At 46.8% G+C, this 19,362-nt stretch carries 18 protein-coding genes; 7 read left to right on the forward strand and 11 right to left on the reverse strand.

Features of this window, described 5'->3' with window-relative positions:
* Positions 1-28: 28 nt before the first annotated feature.
* The 3 genes from N39L_RS07685 to crtH all read right to left on the reverse strand — a co-directional run bounded on the left by N39L_RS07685 (position 29) and on the right by crtH (position 4,567).
* Positions 29-1,249, reverse strand: a complete 1,221-nt coding sequence (locus N39L_RS07685; protein WP_014274828.1) for a glycosyltransferase — start codon at positions 1,247-1,249, stop codon at positions 29-31.
* Between the two features lie 109 nt (positions 1,250-1,358).
* Positions 1,359-2,936, reverse strand: coding sequence for an SDR family NAD(P)-dependent oxidoreductase (locus N39L_RS07690; RefSeq protein WP_014274829.1), 1,578 nt, complete (start codon positions 2,934-2,936; stop codon positions 1,359-1,361).
* An 89-nt stretch (positions 2,937-3,025) separates the two neighbouring features.
* A complete protein-coding gene (gene crtH, locus N39L_RS07695) occupies positions 3,026-4,567 on the reverse strand; it encodes a carotenoid isomerase (protein ID WP_006620059.1) in 1,542 nt (513 codons plus the stop codon).
* A gap of 336 nt (positions 4,568-4,903) precedes the next feature.
* Here crtH and upp point away from each other — a divergent pair, with 336 nt between their 5' ends.
* The 3 genes from upp to N39L_RS07710 all read left to right on the forward strand — a co-directional run bounded on the left by upp (position 4,904) and on the right by N39L_RS07710 (position 6,375).
* Positions 4,904-5,554 (forward strand): uracil phosphoribosyltransferase, encoded by a 651-nt coding sequence (upp, locus tag N39L_RS07700; protein ID WP_014274830.1) that lies wholly within the window; start codon positions 4,904-4,906, stop codon positions 5,552-5,554.
* Positions 5,555-5,583: 29 nt separating this feature from the next.
* Entirely contained in the window at positions 5,584-5,907 is a 324-nt protein-coding gene (locus N39L_RS07705; protein WP_014274831.1) for a ssl2009 family thylakoid membrane protein, read from the forward strand.
* Between the two features lie 189 nt (positions 5,908-6,096).
* Positions 6,097-6,375 (forward strand): YggT family protein, encoded by a 279-nt coding sequence (locus N39L_RS07710; protein ID WP_014274832.1) that lies wholly within the window; start codon positions 6,097-6,099, stop codon positions 6,373-6,375.
* A gap of 138 nt (positions 6,376-6,513) precedes the next feature.
* Here the strand turns inward: N39L_RS07710 and N39L_RS07715 are convergent, their stop codons facing one another.
* The gene (locus tag N39L_RS07715; protein WP_006620055.1) at positions 6,514-6,918 is read right to left on the reverse strand and encodes a YidH family protein; all 405 of its coding nucleotides are present in this window, start codon (positions 6,916-6,918) and stop codon (positions 6,514-6,516) included.
* Between the two features lie 468 nt (positions 6,919-7,386).
* On the opposite strand from N39L_RS07715, the gene N39L_RS07720 reads away from it, so the two are divergent.
* Complete coding sequence (locus N39L_RS07720) at positions 7,387-10,305, forward strand: calcium-translocating P-type ATPase, PMCA-type (RefSeq protein WP_006620054.1); 2,919 nt, start codon at positions 7,387-7,389, stop codon at positions 10,303-10,305.
* A 195-nt stretch (positions 10,306-10,500) separates the two neighbouring features.
* Here N39L_RS07720 and N39L_RS07725 read toward each other — a convergent pair whose 3' ends face one another.
* From N39L_RS07725 to N39L_RS07735, 3 genes are read right to left on the reverse strand one after another with little or no spacing between them, the layout of a single operon-like run.
* The gene (locus tag N39L_RS07725) at positions 10,501-10,944 is read right to left on the reverse strand and encodes a type II toxin-antitoxin system VapC family toxin (protein ID WP_006616128.1); all 444 of its coding nucleotides are present in this window, start codon (positions 10,942-10,944) and stop codon (positions 10,501-10,503) included.
* Positions 10,944-11,204 (reverse strand): hypothetical protein, encoded by a 261-nt coding sequence (locus N39L_RS07730; RefSeq protein WP_006616127.1) that lies wholly within the window; start codon positions 11,202-11,204, stop codon positions 10,944-10,946. Before N39L_RS07730 ends, N39L_RS07725 begins: the two co-directional genes overlap by 1 nt.
* Positions 11,205-11,239: 35 nt before the next feature.
* Positions 11,240-11,389 carry a hypothetical protein gene (locus tag N39L_RS07735; RefSeq protein WP_231852123.1) on the reverse strand — a complete coding sequence of 50 codons (150 nt, stop codon included), beginning with the start codon at positions 11,387-11,389 and terminating at the stop codon, positions 11,240-11,242.
* 729 nt (positions 11,390-12,118) lie between these two features.
* On the opposite strand from N39L_RS07735, the gene N39L_RS07740 reads away from it, so the two are divergent.
* Both N39L_RS07740 and N39L_RS07745 read left to right on the forward strand, forming a co-directional pair.
* Positions 12,119-13,960 (forward strand): RNA polymerase sigma factor, encoded by a 1,842-nt coding sequence (locus N39L_RS07740; protein ID WP_434221547.1) that lies wholly within the window; start codon positions 12,119-12,121, stop codon positions 13,958-13,960.
* Between the two features lie 127 nt (positions 13,961-14,087).
* Entirely contained in the window at positions 14,088-14,492 is a 405-nt protein-coding gene (locus N39L_RS07745) for a hypothetical protein (protein WP_006615787.1), read from the forward strand.
* A 247-nt stretch (positions 14,493-14,739) separates the two neighbouring features.
* Here N39L_RS07745 and N39L_RS07750 read toward each other — a convergent pair whose 3' ends face one another.
* Entirely contained in the window at positions 14,740-14,910 is a 171-nt protein-coding gene (locus tag N39L_RS07750; protein ID WP_167538953.1) for a hypothetical protein, read from the reverse strand.
* 170 nt (positions 14,911-15,080) lie between these two features.
* On the reverse strand, positions 15,081-15,239 hold the full coding sequence (locus N39L_RS07755; protein WP_167538954.1) for a hypothetical protein: 159 nt from the start codon (positions 15,237-15,239) through the stop codon (positions 15,081-15,083).
* 374 nt (positions 15,240-15,613) lie between these two features.
* On the opposite strand from N39L_RS07755, the gene N39L_RS07760 reads away from it, so the two are divergent.
* Positions 15,614-18,613, forward strand: a complete 3,000-nt coding sequence (locus tag N39L_RS07760) for an ELWxxDGT repeat protein (protein ID WP_014274838.1) — start codon at positions 15,614-15,616, stop codon at positions 18,611-18,613.
* Between the two features lie 64 nt (positions 18,614-18,677).
* On the opposite strand, the gene N39L_RS07765 is transcribed toward N39L_RS07760, so the two are convergent.
* Both N39L_RS07765 and N39L_RS07770 read right to left on the reverse strand, forming a co-directional pair.
* Complete coding sequence (locus N39L_RS07765; protein ID WP_014274839.1) at positions 18,678-18,836, reverse strand: hypothetical protein; 159 nt, start codon at positions 18,834-18,836, stop codon at positions 18,678-18,680.
* A gap of 5 nt (positions 18,837-18,841) precedes the next feature.
* Positions 18,842-19,000: a hypothetical protein gene (locus N39L_RS07770; protein ID WP_014274839.1), complete on the reverse strand. Its 159-nt coding sequence runs from the start codon at positions 18,998-19,000 to the stop codon at positions 18,842-18,844.
* Between the last annotated feature and the right edge of the window lie 362 nt (positions 19,001-19,362).

Genomic DNA, 19,362 nt, shown 5'->3' on the forward strand with positions numbered 1-19,362 from the left:
TTTTTGATGGTCAAGTTTCAATGGGTTACTATTTGGGGGTTTGATTGGAGGTAAGCAGAGAGTCAATTTGAGAGAGGAAATTCTCAATGACGGGAGATCCAAACATTGACTCTAGTAAAAGGCGATCTGGGATGTTGGGTTGCTGTTCAGCCAGACAATTTAGAATTTCATTAGTGTATGATGACGCATCAGATGCTACTCGGAAATATGGTTTCGCGGCTTCTGGTAAACCTGACAATCCTTTGGGTCGAGAAACAATGGGTTTACCGATCGCCAACATATCAATAGATTTTATACTAACACCACTTCCAGTAGCTACAGGGTCGATTAATACTCGACCAGAACGGTAAATTTTGGCAGCAGATGGCGGGTTAATTATTAATTCTAATCCGGGTTTATTTTGACAAATATCTTTGATTTTTTGCACGGGGTTGGAACCGGAAATCAGAACTTTAATACTAGGCGATCGCTGTTTTAACATTGGCCAGACTTCCTCCACAAACCAAGTCACACCCGCCACATTATTTTCCGAGTTCAAATTCCCCAGAAACACCACATCATAGGCAGGTTTTTCCGACTCAGAATCAGTTAAGTTATCCTCTTGATTATGGTGGTCAATAAATTCGATTAAGGGAGGCAAAAAGTAGCCATTATCAAATCCTTGTTGTTGCCAAAATTGTAAATCATATCGGGAAATATCATAAAATGCCAAACTTTTTTTTAGCAAGGATTTCTCGAATTTTTTTAAGTGATTAATAGATAATAATCTCACCAGTTTTTTAGTGCCTTTTGCACATTGAAAATAATAGCGATAATGTAAATGTTCAATATCATGCGATCGCACAATCATGGGAATATCCAGAGAGTCACTCAATTTAGATGCTACCCAACCACTATGAATCTGATCGCAGAGAATCACATCAGGCTTAAAAGACCCAACAGATGTCAAAATCTCCCTCCATTTCTCACCTCTAACTATTCTCGATGTCACTTCTAAAGGGTATGATAATAAAGCGATCGCCCGCCGGAGATAAGAACCCATACCACGCTCATAAATAATCAGATGAAAGTCTTTCACATATTGATTAATAACCTGCAAGCTATCGCCATCTACAGGCGTACCAGACCAACAGATTAACTGTATTTCCGTTCCCAATTCCGCCAACATTTTCAGCCGTCGCCAGACATCAACTCGGCCGCCATGAATAGGAGGATAGGGAATTTCCATCGCTACAATAGTAATTTTCATTTTGTCTCCTCAACCCATAATTAACCCATCAAATAATTGTAGCATATTCTAACCGAAACCTCTAGTTTGTAAGACCCGCCCAACATCAAATAGAATCAGATAGCCTTAATTAATTAGATAAAGATAGTGGCTGATGATAAATCGGGCTATATCCCGGCAAAATTTTGACCGTATCTTGAGCCACTCTTAAAGTCAAAGACAGACGCACCTTCCCACTGCTATTGTAAACCGAACGATGGATAACTTGGTCAGTAAATAAAACAAATTCCCCCGCCTTCAAAACCACCGGGATAACTTGGTTTTTCACAGAATTAGGAACCTTGTAGAAATGATTACCACTGAAAGGGTCCGTAATTTGCTTGGGACAATTTTCCGCTTCAGTTTTGGGGATATATTCAAAGCCATTCCTGTCAGTAACTTCAGTTAAAGCAATATAGATATTAATAGTTTTGCCTTCCCCAGCCAATAATTTAGGGTAAATATCTCGATGCCAAAATGGGATTAATTGACGGGAGGGATAATTAACCCATAATTCCGAACGCCATAGGCGCAAATTATCCCCCAGATGTTTTCTGAGAATCGCCAATAAGTTCTCGTCCTTACACAACTTTAATAATTCAGGCGAATCTAAATGTCTTTCCATGTAAAACTGTCGCTTATAACATTGCACGAACAACAACATAATCGAGCCAAATTGTAGTTTTAATAACGCAGTTAATGCCGAAACCAATAAAACTTTAATCGGTGGCTTAGGTAAGACTTCCTTAAAAATATGTTGGCGAATTGTAGCGATTTCTTCCGGGGTTAATTTTAAGCTATAGGGCCCCCAAACTTCATCACTACCATCATAATTAATGGTCTGGGTTCCCACAGGTTTATTGCCACCAGTCCAATCTAAACTTTGTTCCCACAATTGTTGACATAACTGATTATTTAAAGCTAAGGGAGGCAAAGGAATTTCCTTGCCTTTGGGGTCAAAAAACTTACCAGTGATTAATTCACATTCGGGAAAAGTAGCACAGAATAAGCTACTATAACAGCCTTTTTGGGGGCTAATTCCGATACCCAAAAACTTACTCAAACGATGACCGATGGTAATATTAGATTGGACAAAACCGGGATGCACCGCGTTAACAGTGACATGGCTTGATTGTTGAGAAAGTTGTCGGGTTAACAGTAATAAACAGAGTTTAGATTGATTATATAGTTCGATAAAGTTGAAGGGGGTAGATTTCACAAATAAATCCCATTTAATTGTCGTGGGTTTTAAGGCGAGGTCTGAAGACACCATAACCACTCGACTAGGGGCAGATGTTTGTAATTTCTCCCAGAGTAAATAAGTCAGCAAAAAATGCCCCAAATAGTTAGTACCCCAAATCACCTCAAATCCTTCTGGGGTGACACCGCGATCGCTGAATATTCCGGCGTTATTGATTAAAATATTTAGGGGTAAGTTTTTGGCTAAAAACAGTTCAACGCATTGACGAACAGACTCCAGGGAAGCCAGATTTAAGGGCAAATATTCGATGTTAGGGTTGCCAGTTTTTTTAGAGATATAAGCAATAGCTTTTCTAGCTTTGGTGTGGGAACGACAAGCAATAAAGACATGATAGCCTAATTTAGCTAAACCCACCGATGTCATTAACCCGACACCGGAGTTGCCACCTGTGACAATACAGACTTGCATAAATTTATAATTTTTAGTTAAGATGAGCAGATAAAAATAGGGGAGGGGAGCGATTTCCTCCCACTAAATTATCGAATTAAATTGGGGTGTTAGCCTAACTTTAAATCTACGGCAATGCGGTGGGCACAGGCGAACCCAGAAAAGGCGACAGCATTTAATCCTTGACCAGGAAAGGTGCTATCTCCAACGCAATACAGACCGGGAATAGCGGTGCGATTAAAAGGCATTCCTAGGAGTCCCCGCAGTTGGCGGCTAGGAATAGGGCCATAGGTTCCGTCATCCCGGTTAAGAAAGCGACGGTGCGATCGCGCTGTTCCCACTTCCATATAATCCAAACCCGCATCTAAACCGGGAAAAATCTTCTCCAGACGGTCTACAATTCCCCAGGCTGCCTCCTCTTTTTTTTGTTCATATTCTGTCGGTGGTAAATCTTCCCAATTATCAATCCAACTAGGGGTAAAAGCATGGATGATATGATAGCCGGGCGGGGCTAAATCCGGGTCAAGGAGGGTAGGAATAGAGACAAAAATTGTCCCCTCTGGCTCCTCCATTTTTTGCCAATCTTCAACTATGATGTGGTGACAATCTGTTTCTGGTGTTAAAACGGAGGCTTCTACCCCTAAATGTAAGCTCAGAAAACTGGGCGATTTCTGATAGCGTTTGCGCCATTTTTTCTCAGAAGATGGCATCATTTTTTCAGGGATTAGTTTACCAAAGGTATCCCAGCGGGTAGCATTAGAAACAATGCGCCGAGCGCGGTAAACCCTACCGTTAGTGAGTTCAACCCCCACAGCTTGCCCATTTTCTATTAAAATCTGTTTAGCCCTGGCTTTGTATTGAATGGTTCCTCCGGCTTTCTGTAAGCCTTCAGCCAGTTTTTCGGCGATTTGACCTACTCCCCCCTTGGGGTAGTTTATCCCACCGTAGTGGCGGTCAGAAAACACCATCCCAGCGTTAATCATGGGAGTCAAGTCAGCGGGAACCACAGACCAGCAGTAACACTCAATATCAATAAATTTGAGTAATTCCGGGTTGCTGATGTGTCGTTTGGCGACTTCGCCCACATTTTTGGGTAGGTATTGAACCAGTCCCAGACAAGCGCCTGGGTTCTGGAAGAAAACCCGCATCAGATAACGGGGTTCCTCCAGGGAAAGGAGTTCCATGGCGTTCAAGCAGTTAAAGACCTGCCAACATTCGTCATAAAACTTACGAATTCCTTCTCGTTCATCGGGGAACTTTTCCCCTAGTTCTTGCAAAAATTTCTCATAATCTCGGTGAACTCTAACTTGGAGTTCCCCAGGTAGGTGGTAGTTAATTTGAACTGGGTCGGGGATAGTTTCTAATTTGACGTTAACAGCTTCTAGGGCGCGGGTGAGCAGGTTAGTTGTGCCTTGGTCACCAAATCCAAAAATCATTGATGCTCCGACATCAAATCGATATCCCTCTCGCTCAAAGTAACCAGAACTACCACCGGGGATGATGTAACTTTCTAGGACAAGTACATTCGCGCCTTTGGCTGCCAGTTGAGTGGCTGTGACTAAGCCTCCAATACCGGAACCGATGACAATTACATCAAAGTCTTGAGTCGGTAGGGGTTCATCAGCAAAGGACTGGTGGGTAATAACAGGCATCGGATCAACTCTCTTCCAGAATTTCCTGACTCTACAGTGTAACGCTTCACCATACTTGTATAACGTTCACAAGCGACAGTTCTGTGATCACAATGATGAGATCAGCCCTGCCCCAGCCATTTTAACAAGAAATGCGGGAACGGTTTTTTTATCAACCGCCCCCGTCTGCCGATCCTTTGATTTGAGAGGAGAACACTGAGAATCTACTTTAACCTTGTTAAAAATAATTGTCAATAAGTTTGTAACATTTCTTAAAACTATGCGGGGGTAGTCTGACTGGGTAGGCGGGGGAGTATGATGGAAAGGAAAAGCCGAATTTGGTTAACTATCCCGCTAATGACTCTGCAACTGCGCGTTTACGTCCCTCCCCACCCCCTAATTAAGCATTGGTTGGCGATCGCCCGTGATGTCTCAACTCCGCCCGCCCTATTCCGCAGCGCCATGACGGAACTGGGACGGTGGCTAACCTACGAAGCGACTCGCGATTGGTTCACCACCGTGGAAGCTACGGTACAAACTCCCCTCTGTGAATGTCCAGCTACCTATATCAACCCAGAAGCGCCTATGGTGGTTATACCCATTCTGCGGGCGGGATTAGCTCTGATGGAAGGTATCCAAAGCGTCGTGCCGTTAACGTCGGTGTATCACCTGGGAATGGTCCGCGACGAGGAAACCCTACAAGTGAGTTGCTATCTCAATAAACTTCCTGATGGTTTTGACCCTCAAACCCGGTTAATCGTTAGCGAACCGATGTTGGCTACGGGGGGAACGATTATGGCGACTATGGCTGAACTGACCAAGCGGGGCATTGATCCGGGGTTGATGCGAATTATCTCGGTGGTAGCAGCTCCCCAAGCCTTGCAGTCCCTTAGCCAAGAATATCCTAGCCTGCAAGTTTATACGGCTATTATTGATCAAGGTCTCGATGAACGAGGTTTTATTGTTCCTGGATTGGGAGATGCGGGCGATCGCACTTTTGGAACTTAAATTTTTGATGATGAGGTGAATCTAAAACTATGGCTAATCGAGAAGGCTTTACCAGCGGACTGGTATTAGGGGCTGCTTTAGGAGGTCTCGTTGGTGGTGTATTGGGGGTTGTCCTCTCCTCACGACTATCTGGGGATAACTCCGACAGCGCTAATTCCCTAGGAGACAATAAGCGCAACCGCAATAAAGGCGATCGCTTGACCCCCGAAAATGTGGAAACAGCCCGTTTGAACTTAGAAGACAAAATTTCTCAACTCAATCAGGCGATCGATGATGTACGCCATCAACTTGGGGGAGTTAATGGGACTATCTCTGCTGAGGTTCACGAATCACCATCAGCCGAAGATATCTAGCATCAACTACCGCCCAAAGTATGATATAATTAGCTGCTACAGTTTACATTTTCATAAACCCCAGTTAAAAGTCAATCATACTAATCACTCAGGGAGACGGTCGAACCAGCCCAGATTTTAGCTAGTTGACTATTCCCAGACCCTTGAGGTCACACCATAAGCCATTTCCCAGTTATTCGGAGATATCCCATGAGTTCACCATTATTTCTACTTGCCAATACAGTTGCACAATTCCTGAACATTTACATGGTTCTAATTTTTATTAGAATCCTGCTTAGTTGGTTCCCCAATGTGAATTTATACGATGGTCCTTTATCCATTATTACCCAACTAACTGACCCTTATCTTAATCTTTTCCGTTCCTTTATTCCCCCCTTGGGTGGCATTGACTTTTCCCCCATCATTGCCATTTTCCTGCTTCAGTTTGTGGCTCAAATTGTGCCGAGTTTACTTTACAGCCTAGCCTAAAGTTTCACACATCTGTAATCTGGGTGCATTTGTAGTGTTGTGGTTAACCAATTAACTACAAATGCCCAGGGTTTTCTGTCATCAATATCAATCATTGAACCCAGGGTCATATCTGCTCAAATTATGGGTTTATTGTGGTTACGAACTCAGCATAATTCCCAAGAATGCCACCACCCCTAAAATCGCCAGAATCACAGCCACGGTCAGGGCTTGAGATATTCTAGGAGTGTATAAATAGTCATCTCTACAGATGCGTTTAAGTTCTTGGCGGTGGTCAATAGAAGCTGTAATTAGTGCTAAAGTTCCCAAGGCGATAAATGAGAGTCCAAGGAAGCGAGAGAGACGCAGAGGATTAAGGTAAGCATCCCCTGTTTCTTCGTAGATAACCGTCACAATTTGGTCAATACCAAAGCCAAAGCCTATCAGTGATAAACAGGTACGAATCCACGCCATTAAAGTCCTTTCAGAAGCGGCGCGGTTGCGTTCTTTCGCCAACTCATTATTCAGATTTTTAGGCGGCGGGTTAGGGTCAATTGAGGTCATACTTCTGAGAAAATCAAGGTAGATAATATCCGGTTAATTATGTTAACCGCTAGTGTTTAACCAGGGTAGGGTAATGGCTCAGGAGAGATTTAGCCAGTCATCAGCCCTATTTTTAAAACATTTAATCATGGGGGGCTACCAGTTGCGAAGTCTGACTAATTTATGTTAAAATGAATGGATTTTGTCGCCGTGGGTCAGGCTGGTTACGACTAAAAAACCTTGAGATGGTTTCCTGATCTCAGGGGAAAGTGCTATAGTTAAATCTAAGCCTGAGTCAATATATGTAATCAGTTGAGTATTTTAGCTGATTAAGTTTATAGACGATCGCAATTTAACCGAGTTTCCCTGTGTGAAAATCGGAATACAGAAGCCGATATTTGACGAGGTTAATGCCAATATAACACGGTGATTTTAACATAACACAATCTGATTGTTCTCAATATAGATGCTAATATAGGAGCCTCGCCGATGACCATGACCCATGACCCCCGCCAAGACATCCATCACTTACAAGGATTAACTCCCCCAGAGGTAGAAACAAGTCGCCAAACTCACGGTAGTAATGTCATGACTCCCCCCCCAAGGGAACCAGCTTGGCGACAATTTTTGGGAAAGTTTGATGATCCGGTGATTCGGATTTTGATTATTGCGGCGGCGATCGCCATTAGTTTAGGAATAGTTAATGGCAATTATGTAGAGGGAATTGGTATTATTGTGGCGATCGCTTTAGCTACTACCCTAGCCTTCCTCAACGAGTATAAAGCCAATCAAGAATTTGATATTCTCAACCGGATGAATGATGAAGTCCCCATCAAAGTCATCCGAGATCATAGTTTTACCACCATTCCCAAAAAAGATATAGTAGTCGGTGATCTGGTCATCATCGAATTGGGGGACGAAATCCCCGCCGATGGTCAATTAATTGAAGCGGTTTCGCTGCGGGTAAATGAAGCCAGCTTAACCGGAGAATCGGAAGCCGTCAAAAAGTTAGCATCATCAGAATTAGTAGCCAGTGCGGAACTTCCCGATAGCGCCTATCCTCGTGATCGCCTATTACGAGGAACAGTAGTTACAGACGGTCATGGAACCTTTCAAGTAACCGCTGTTGGCGATCGCACAGAAATCGGTCAAACCGCGAAATTAGTGTGCGAAATCACCAATATAGACACCCCCCTAAAACAGCAATTAGATCGCCTCAGTCGCTTAATTGGAGTCCTAGGGTTAGCCATTGCCGTTTTAATTGATATAGCCTTAGTAGTGCGGGGTATCGTCACCGGAAACCTTAACCTGAGCCTAGGACAGTGGTATATAGTCGCCCTAGCTGTTAGCAGTTTAATCATTATCCTAGTTAGGGTATGGTTACCCATTGTTTATGATGGCTTAGAAATCTCAGGTTCTCAGGCGACCGTGCCAGAATGGTTAGAAGATGATCACGCCATAGGCTGGGTGAAATCAAGTTTAATAGGTTTGTTAATTTTTGGAGTGGGAATTGCGATCGGTTATGGAGGCAATTTTATTCCCCGAAATCTTAGTGATTGGATTCCCGCATCAGCCGCCACTGAGTTTGTCACCTACTTTATGATTGCGGTGGCGGTGATTGTCGTCGCTGTCCCCGAAGGTCTGGCGCTAAGTGTCACCCTCAGCCTCGCCTATAGCATGAGGAAAATGACCAAACAAAATAACCTGGTGCGAAGGATGCACGCCTGCGAAACCATTGGGGCGGCTACGGTTATTTGTTCTGATAAAACCGGAACTTTAACCATGAATAAAATGCAGGTACAAGAGATAAATTTTCCCAGTTTCAGCAACAATATTCCCAGTGATTTATTAACCGAAGCCATAGCCGCCAACAGTACCGCGAACTTAGAACAACATGAGAACCAAAAATCTAAGGCGATCGGGAATCCCACGGAGGCGGCGCTGTTGTTATGGTTAGAACAAAATCAGATTGATTATCTCTCCGAACGCAATAGGTTTGAGATTAAACAACAACTAGCTTTTACCCCCGATCGCAAATATATGGCGACCCTAGGAAGATCCCCTATCGATAACCAGGAGATCATGCACATTAAAGGAGCCCCCGATATTGTCCTAGGTCATTGCTATTCGTATTTGTCAGAAAATGGGGTAATTTCCCTCACCAAAGAAACCAGAAGATTGATTTCTCAGGAGTTAAAAAACTGTGATGCGGGGGGAATGCGAACCTTGGGATTTGCTTATATCCCTCAACCCCAACTCGAAGGGGATGATTTGAATGTAGAAGATCGCCAAGATGTGGTATGGTTAGGATTCGTGGCGATCGCCGATCCGGTACGTCCAGAAGTTCCCGAAGCCGTCCGCCAATGTCGCCAAGCCGGAATTGATATTAAAATGATTACCGGGGATAGTCTGCTAACCGCCGCCCAAATTGGTAGTCAAATTGGGATTATCGATGAAAACGACACCAGCGAGGCTTATATTACCGGAAGCCAACTCAGAGACATGGATGATGAACTCGCCAGTAAAACCCTGAAAAAAGTGCGGGTAATAGGTCGCGCTCGTCCTCAAGATAAACAGCGCATCGTCCAGCTATTACAGGCTCAAGGGGAGGTAGTAGCCGTTACCGGAGACGGAACCAATGATGCGGCGGCTCTGAATCAAGCCCAAGTGGGTTTAGCCATGGGTAGCGGCACTTTTGTCGCCAAAGAAGCCAGCGATATTATCCTGTTAGATGACTCTTTTCGCAGTGTCAAACAGGCAGTTTTATGGGGGCGATCGCTCTATCAAAACATCCAGAAATTCATCTTGTTTCAACTCACAATTAATGTCGTCGCCTGCATTATTGCCTTGTTAGGACCTTTTATCGGCATTAACCTACCCTTTACCGTAATTCAGCTTTTGTGGGTTAATCTGATTATGGATACCTTCGCCGCCCTCGCCTTAGCCACAGAACCCCCCACAGAAAGGGTAATGGAAGTACCACCGAGAAACCCCCAAGACTTTATTATCTCCAAAGCCATGTCATCCTCAATTTTCACTGTCGGGGCAGCTTTTTTAGTTATTCTGGTCGGGTTTCTACTGTATATCCAATCTGATGATCAGGTAACAGCCTATGAACTGTCACTATTTTTCACCAGTTTTGTGATGCTGCAATTCTGGAATTTATTTAATGCCAAATGCTTCGGTTCCAAGGATTCCGTCTTATCCCAACTCTGGCAAAATCCTAGTTTTTTGGCGATCGCCGGGGTAATTTTCATCGGACAAATTCTGATTGTTCAATTTGGCGGCAGCATTTTCCGAACTGTTCCCCTGTGTCTGACAGACTGGTTATGGATTATAGGCGGAACCTCCCTCGTCCTGTGGATTGGTGAATCAAATCGGGCGATCGTCCGGTGGAGAAAAAGTTAATCAACTCTGAGAAACCCCGTTTCGTATCTCAATCTTAGGTACAGCTTGTTCACCAGTCGCTTAATACATTGCCCTCACCCTAAATCTGGATCCCAGAGAGGGAGAGGGACTTTGAGAGGTGATCAGATGATTTCTGAACAGGCTGTAAGAGACCAAAGCGATCGCCCAAACCCCCTTTCTTTTGCTGCCCAAAATTTACGATCGCACATCCATCGGATGCATTGCCGTCACTTCCCCATAGCGGGCAAAATCCCTGATATTAAAAGTCAGAATATGAGTCAATCCATGTACCAGCATTGCTGCCACCAACCGCGCATCATGGACATTAACTCCCCTCACCCCATAAGTCAGCACCAACCTTTCCCACTCCGAATAAATGGCTAACCTATCCGGTAATAGCAAAAAAAGCCCTTTTAATCGATTGACTTCAGCAGCCGCTTCCCTTGGGGTATGTCCTAAACCATTCTTATCTACAGGGCGGGTGTAAACATTCCAAAACTCGATTAAATTTTGGGGAATGATACAAACATCTCCCCCTTGTGCAAGCAGAATATTTGTCGCTGTTACTGCATCGGCGTGCATGGAATGGTTAGCGTCTGCACTCCGCAACAGAATATTAGTATCAATCAAAAATGACATTAACCCCTTTCTCCATAAATGCTTTCTCGGCTAATCGCTTCATCGGATAAAGAGGGCTGGTTGCGCGGGTGACTTGCTGCCCATTCCCGAAACGCTTTCGCCCTTTCTTCTGGAGTGGCGGTTTCATAAAAAGGACGATCTTTCCCCGCCGCTGAGGTTTCCTCCTGGTGTGCTTTCAGCTTCTCCGCTAAAAGCGATCGCTCTTCTGGGGAAAGCGATTGAACCACTAGGGCTAAAGATTCCACTAATTTAATATTCATAAACTCTCCTATCCCTGAGAAACCCCGTTTTTTATCTAGTTAGCTAAAGTCTCCAAGCGATCGCGATGTTGTTGTGATTCGCCCCTAGTGCGCGTCACCCACTCCTGAGCATTTTCTCCCAGCATTGGATAAGGAGCATTTCCAGCAATATCTAGCCACTGTCGCTGAGGCTTTTTGTGAGTCACAGTCTCGCGTTTTACCAGCTTCGTTGCATGGCTAATCACCTGCAATTGTTCCCCTGGGTTCAGTTGCTCAATTTCCCGTCACACTTGCCCTAATAACCGACTCATAACCATAACCTCCTGAGATTTTCCTAACTCGCTACCTCTAATTTAGCAATTGCCGCCACCGTTGCGTCCTAAGCGATCGCCCAAACCGGGTTTCTTTAGCCCAAAAATCGCTCCCCAAGGCTGGCCACCATTTGGCCAGGGACTTCCGTATTTTTACGGAGTAAATTCTGTCCTGGGGTATTTGGGTGAAATTTTGGGTAGTAATTTAAAAAAGTTGCACAAATCGGATATAAATTTCCAGGAAAGTCGGTTATGATAGTTTCAGAGCCAGAACCATCAGGGTGAAATTATCACCCCCACCAGTTCAATATATATGCTCTAATATTTATATTTTTCCCAAGAATTATGGTGATCAACCCCATCGCAAAGTAGGTAATATTTTGCGGATGTGGGGGGGGTTTTCTATGGGAAAAATTGATACAAAAGGGTGCGGATTTTGGTGGACAGACAAATATAGAGGTATCTTCAATGATTTATCAACTGTTGATCCGCCATCTCCGTTATGGGGAGATGCAATGCACTGAAAGCGCTTATGGCTGATTTATGGATTTATTGAGGATTGCCATACCAGGGTGTTGATATGGATTTATTTCTTTGGAAACAAACATCATCAACCATCAGAAAATGAATAGACAAAATCATAGTAGCGCTCAACTACCTGTAGAGTTTTGGCAACAATGGCTAGAGCATCAAGACTATCTCTGGCGTTGTTGTCTGAGACAAATGGGGAACCCCATTGAAGCCGAAGATGCCCTCAGTGAAGCCTTGTTGAAAGCCCAAGAAAAACTGACAAAATGCACCCGACCGATTCGGAATTGGAGGCATTGGTTAGTTAAAGTCACCTGGAATCATTGTACAGATATCCTCAGACAGCGACATCGCCAACGATTAAAAGTTGAGAATGTCGATGCGATCGCTTCCTTGTCCGAATGGGGAAGTCCCGAACCCACGCCGGAACAGATTTGTATAGGCTGGGAAATGCAAGAATTTCTCGATCACGCCATGGAGGAATTACCGCCGAAGTTGCGGGAAACCTTGATTCTCCATGTGAAAGAACAGCAGTCTTACCTAGAAATCGCCCAGCAACTTCTCGTGTCCCCGATCAACGTCCGTAAGCGCATTTCCCAAGCCAGGGGGATTTTGGCGGCTCGCCTGGTAGACTACTACAGCAGCAGCGGGAGCAAACGGCGATCGGTCCAGTTAGAACCGGAAACCATCGTCCCCCTCAAGCCCAAAAAAAAGGGGAAAAAAAATTCACTTCCATCATATACCCATTGTTGGGTTCCGTTGCACTTCACCCAACCTACAAAACTGGAAAGCGATCGCATTTACCTGGGGGGAAAAAAAATTCACTTCCATCATATACCCATTGTTGGGTTCCGTTGCACTTCACCCAACCTACAAAACTGGAAAGCGATCGCATTTACCTGGGGGGAAAAAAAATTCACTTCCATCATATACCCATTGTTGGGTTCCGTTGCACTTCACCCAACCTACAAAACTGGAAAGCGATCGCATTTACCTGGGGGGAAAAAAAATTCACTTCCATCATATACCCATTGTTGGGTTCCGTTGCACTTCACCCAACCTACAAAACTGGAAAGCGATCGCATTTACCTGGGGGGAAAAAAAATTCACTTCCATCATATACCCATTGTTGGGTTCCGTTGCACTTCACCCAACCTACAAAACTGGAAAGCGATCGCATTTACCTGGGGGGAAAAAAAATTCACTTCCATCATATACCCATTGTTGGGTTCCGTTGCACTTCACCCAACCTACAAAACTGGAAAGCGATCGCATTTACCTGGGGGGAAAAAAAATTCACTTCCATCATATACCCATTGTTGGGTTCCGTTGCACTTCACCCAACCTACAAAACTGGAAAGCGATCGCATTTACCTGGGGGGAAAAAAAATTCACTTCCATCATATACCCATTGTTGGGTTCCGTTGCACTTCACCCAACCTACAAAACTGGAAAGCGATCGCATTTACCTGGGGGGAAAAAAAATTCACTTCCATCATATACCCATTGTTGGGTTCCGTTGCACTTCACCCAACCTACAAAACTGGAAAGCGATCGCATTTACCTGGGGGGAAAAAAAATTCACTTCCATCATATACCCATTGTTGGGTTCCGTTGCACTTCACCCAACCTACAAAACTGGAAAGCGATCGCATTTACCTGGGGGGAAAAAAAATTCACTTCCATCATATACCCATTGTTGGGTTCCGTTGCACTTCACCCAACCTACAAAACTGGAAAGCGATCGCATTTACCTGGGGGGAAAAAAAATTCACTTCCATCATATACCCATTGTTGGGTTCCGTTGCACTTCACCCAACCTACAAAACTGGAAAGCGATCGCATTTACCTGGGGGGAAAAAAAATTCACACATCCCCCCCCAAAAACGTCTAATAAGTGAAAGCCAAAAAACTCTTGTGGAGCCAGGGCTTGGCTGAATCGCCTCGATAGCATATCTGGAAAGCGATCGCATCTACCTGGGGGGGAAAAAAAATTCACACATCCCCCCCCCCAAAAACGTCTAATAGATAGATCCGAAAAACCTCTTGTGGAGTACAAAAAAATATGATTCGTCGTTTTGCTGCCATTACCGGTCTCGTCGTCCTGAGCACCTTGGGAATTTCCACCACCGCCCGGGCTAGTCAAGGTGGGATCGCTGGTAGCGCAGCTTTCACGATTGATGGTGGTAATGTCACAGGTGTGGCCGTCTCCGCCGCCGTGGGTAAGGAATTTGCTGCAGCTCACTCTTTTAACTACGACGGCAGCAACGCCAACGGCCTACAGAACTCCGCTTTTGCGATCGGTACTGCGGGTGCAGTCAGTCTGAGTGGTCTGGGCGACCCGGCGGGCTTCACTCTCGACACCGTAGAAGACAGCGCTCGCGGCACGGCCCAGGCCAACGAATTTACTACCGGATACACCATTCAAATCGGTACGATTGGCGGAAACTCTTTGGTTACTGTCCCGTAGAACTGCGCCAGCCTGTAGGTTGGGTAAAGCATCGCATCACCCAACACCCTGCCTTGTTGGGTTCGGTTGCACTCCAGCCAACCTACAAGAGTCTATAGGATACCTGGAAAGCGATCGCATCACCCAACACCCTGCCTTGTTGGGTTCGGTTGCACTCCACCTAACCTACAAGAGTCTATAGGATACCTGGAAAGCGATCGCATCACCCAACACCTGCCTTGTTGGGTTCGGTTGCACTCCACCCAACCTACAAGAGTCTATAGGATACCTGGAAAGCGATCGCATCACCCAACACCCTGCCTTGTTGGGTTCCGTTGTACTCCACCCAACCTACAAGAGTCCGACAAGGCTCTATAGGATACCTGGAAAGCGATCGCATCACCCAACACCTGCCTTGTTGGGTTCGGTTGCACTCCACCCAACCTACAAGAGTCTATAGGATACCTGGAAAGCGATCGCATCACCCAACACCTGCCTTGTTGGGTTCGGTTGCACTCCACCCAACCTACAAGAGTCTATAGGATACCTGGAAAGCGATCGCATCACCCAACACCCTGCCTTGTTGGGTTCGGTTGCACTCCACCCTGCCTACAAGAGTCTATAGGATACCTGGAAAGCGATCGCATCACCCAACACCTGCCTTGTTGGGTTCGGTTGCACTCCACCCAACCTACAAGAGTCTATAGGATACCTGGAAAGCGATCGCATCACCCAACACCTGCCTTGTTGGGTTCGGTTGCACTCCACCCAACCTACAAGAGTCTATAGGATACCTGGAAAGCGATCGCATCACCCAACACCCTGCCTTGTTGGGTTCGGTTGCACTCCACCCTGCCTACAAGAGTCTATAGGATACCTGGAAAGCGATCGCATCACCCAACACCCTGCCTTGTTGGGTTCGGTTGCACTCCACCTAACCTACAAGAGTCTATAGGATACCTGGAAAGCGATCGCATCACCCAACACCCTGCCTTGTTGGGTTCGGTTGCACTCCACCTAACCTACAAGAGTCTATAGGATACCTGGAAAGCGATCGCATCACCCAACACCTGCCTTGTTGGGTTCCGTTGCACTCCACCCAACCTACAAAACTAACTTTTATTTATATCTAGGATAGTTTCATGATGTCACCCAGGTTTGATGCCACTAAAATTGTTTCTGCTCCGACCCCACTGGTTTTTATCGATACCGGAGTCGAAAACATTGAACAACTGATTGAGGGGGTGATTTCCACCGCCGAAGTTTTTCGGATTGAAAAAACCGCTGATGGGGTCGAGCAAATCACCCAGGTTTTACAACAGCGTCTGAATGTCGGCAGCGTTCACATTATCTCCCACGGTTCCCCCGGTTGCCTGTATCTGGGTGACGGCGAACTGAGTTTGGACACCCTGAACCGCTACAAGCCCCAACTGCGACGCTGGGGTGTGGACAACATCCTGCTCTACGGCTGTCGGGTGGCCGCCGGGGATGCTGGGGAAGAATTTATCGCCCAATTGCGACAACTGACCGGAGCCGACATTGCCGCTTCCAAATCTCTGACGGGGGCTGCTCTCAAGGGCGGTAACTGGGAGTTGGAAGTGAGGACGGGAGAAGTGGAATTAGCCCAAGTCTTGACTGGGGAAGTTGTCGCCAGTTACCAAGGGGTGTTGATGCCGGGAGAATTAATCCCCGTCTTGTTCAAAGATATCAACCCGGGGACTGGGAATTCCAATCCCTCTAATTTCACCGTGTTCAACGACACCCTGTACTTCCAGGCTAACGACGGCACCAACGGCACAGAGCTATGGAAGAGCGACGGCACTCAGGGGGGTACAGTCCTGCTCAAAGATATCAACCCGGGGACTGGGAATTCCAATCCCTCTAATTTCACCGTGTTCAACGACACCCTGTACTTCACGGCTAACGACGGCACCAACGGCTATGAGCTATGGAAGAGCGACGGCACTCAGGCGGGTACAGTCCTGCTCAAAGATATCAGGCCGGGGACTTGGAGTTCCAATCCCTCTAATTTCACCGTGTTCAACGACACCCTGTACTTCCAGGCTAACGACGGCACCAACGGCACAGAGCTATGGAAGAGCGACGGCACTCAGGCGGGTACAGTCCTGCTCAAAGATATCAACCCGGGGACTGGGAATTCCAATCCCTCTAATTTCACCGTGTTCAACGACACCCTGTACTTCAGGGCTAACGACCCCACCAACGGCACAGAGCTATGGAAGAGCGACGGCACTCAGGCGGGTACAGTCCTGCTCAAAGATATCAACCCGGGGACTGGGAATTCCTCTCCCTCTAATTTCACGGTGGTCAACGACACCCTGTACTTCACGGCTAACGACGGCACCAACGGCACAGAGCTATGGAAGAGCGACGGCACTCAGGCGGGTACAGTCCTGCTCAAAGATATCAACCCGGGGACTGGGAATTCCTCTCCCTCTAATTTCACGGTGGTCAACGACACCCTGTACTTCAGGGCTAACGACCCCACCAACGGCACAGAGCTATGGAAGAGCGACGGCACTCAGGCGGGTACAGTCCTGCTCAAAGATATCTGGCCGGGGAATGGGGGTTCCTTTCCCTCTAATTTCACCGTGTTCAACGACACCCTGTACTTCCAGGCTAACGACCCCACCAACGGCACAGAGCTATGGAAGAGCGACGGCACTCAGGGGGGTACAGTCCTGCTCAAAGATATCAGGCCGGGGACTGGGAGTTCCTTTCCCTCTAATTTCACCGTGTTCAACGACACCCTGTACTTCCAGGCTAACGACGGCACCAACGGCACAGAGCTATGGAAGAGCGACGGCACTCAGGCGGGTACAGTCCTGCTCAAAGATATCAACCCGGGGACTGGGAATTCCTTTCCCTCTAATTTCACCGTGTTCAACGACACCCTGTACTTCCAGGCTAACGACGGCACCAACGGCACAGAGCTATGGAAGCTCATTCCCAACGATATCAACGAGTCTCCCACAGACCTAACACTAGACAACACCAGTATCGATGAAAACGTAGCGGCAGGTACGGCAGTTGGCAGTTTCACTACCACCGACCCCGACACAGGAGACACCTTTACCTACGAGTTAGTAGCAGGTACCGGAGACACGGATAACGCCGCCTTCAGCGTCAGTGGCGACCAACTCTTAATCAACAATTCCCCGGACTTTGAAACTCAGTCTATTTATAACATCCGAGTTCGCACTACGGACTCGGGAGGACTCACTTATGAGAAAGAGTTGACCGTCAATATCAACGATATCAACGAGTCTCCCACAGACCTAACACTAGACAACACCAGTATCGATGAAAACGTAGCGGCGGGTACGGCAGTTGGCAGTTTCACTACCACCGACCCCGACACAGGAGACACCTTTACCTACGAGTTAGTAGCAGGTACCGGAGACACGGATAACGCCGCCTTCAGCGTCAGTGGCGACCAACTCTTAATCAACAATTCCCCGGACTTTGAAACTCAGTCTATTTATAACATCCGAGTTCGCACTACGGACTCGGGAGGACTCACTTATGACAGAGAGTTGACAATTAACGTCAACATTGAACCAATTTACGCCACCGAGGGAAACGACATTATCCGAGGGACTGATGGTCCTAATATTATCTACGGCTTGGGAGGGAGCGATCGCCTTTATGGTAACGCCGGAGATGACTACATCGACGGGGGAGAAGGGGACGACCTCCTCTATGGCGGCGATGGAAACGATACGTTGATTGGCGGTCGGGGTAGCGATCGCCTTTATGGGGAGGCGGGAGATGACCTCCTCGACGGGGGAGAAGGGAATGATATCCTCTATGGCGGTCCAGGAAACGATACGTTGATTGGCGGTCCGGGTAGCGATCGTCTTTACGGAGGCCCCGGAAATGACCTATTTATCCTGCAAGAAGGTATGGGTTCCGATATCATCTACGACTTTGGAGATGGTACTAATCAAATACAAGTGTTGAATGCTGGCGGACAAACGTTAAGTTTCAGCGACCTGGACATAAGCACACGCAGTGGCTCAACTTTAATTCAGTACGAGGGTGCCACCCTAGCCACCCTACAACGATTCATCGGAGTTAACGAGAGTCATTTTGTAGCGGCCGCAATACCAGAGTCGTAGGTTGGGTGAAACGAAGTGAAACCCAACACCCTGCCTTGTTGGGTTCGGTTGCACTCCACCCTGCCTACAAGAGTCTATAGGATACCTGGAAAGCGATCGCATCACCCAACACCCTGCTTGTTGGGTTCGGTTGCACTCCAGCCAACCTACAAGAGTCTATAGGATACCTGGAAAGCGATCGCATCACCCAACACCCTGCTTGTTGGGTTCCGTTGCTCTCCACCCAACCTACAAGAGTCTATAGGATACCTGGAAAGCGATCGCATCACCCAACACCCTGCTTGTTGGGTTCGGTTGCACTCCAGCCAACCTACAAGAGTCTATAGGATACCTGGAAAGCGATCGCATCACCCAACACCCTGCTTGTTGGGTTCCGTTGCTCTCCACCCAACCTACAAGAGTCTATAGGATACCTGGAAAGCGATCGCATCACCCAACACCCTGCCTTGTTGGGTTCCGTTGCACTCCACCCTGCCTACAAGAGTCTATAGGATACCTGGAAAGCGATCGCATCACCCAACACCCTGCCTTGTTGGGTTCGGTTGCACTCCACCCTGCCTACAAGAGTCTATAGGATACCTGGAAAGCGATCGCATCACCCAACACCCTGCCTTGTTGGGTTCGGTTGCACTCCACCCTGCCTACAAGAGTCTATAGGATACCTGGAAAGCGATCGCATCACCCAACACCCTGCCTTGTTGGGTTCGGTTGCACTCCACCCAACCTACAAGAGTCTATAGGATACCTGG

The sequence above is a fragment of the Limnospira platensis NIES-39 genome (assembly GCF_026000695.1).
Taxonomy (GTDB): Bacteria; Cyanobacteriota; Cyanobacteriia; order Cyanobacteriales; family Microcoleaceae; genus Limnospira; species Limnospira platensis.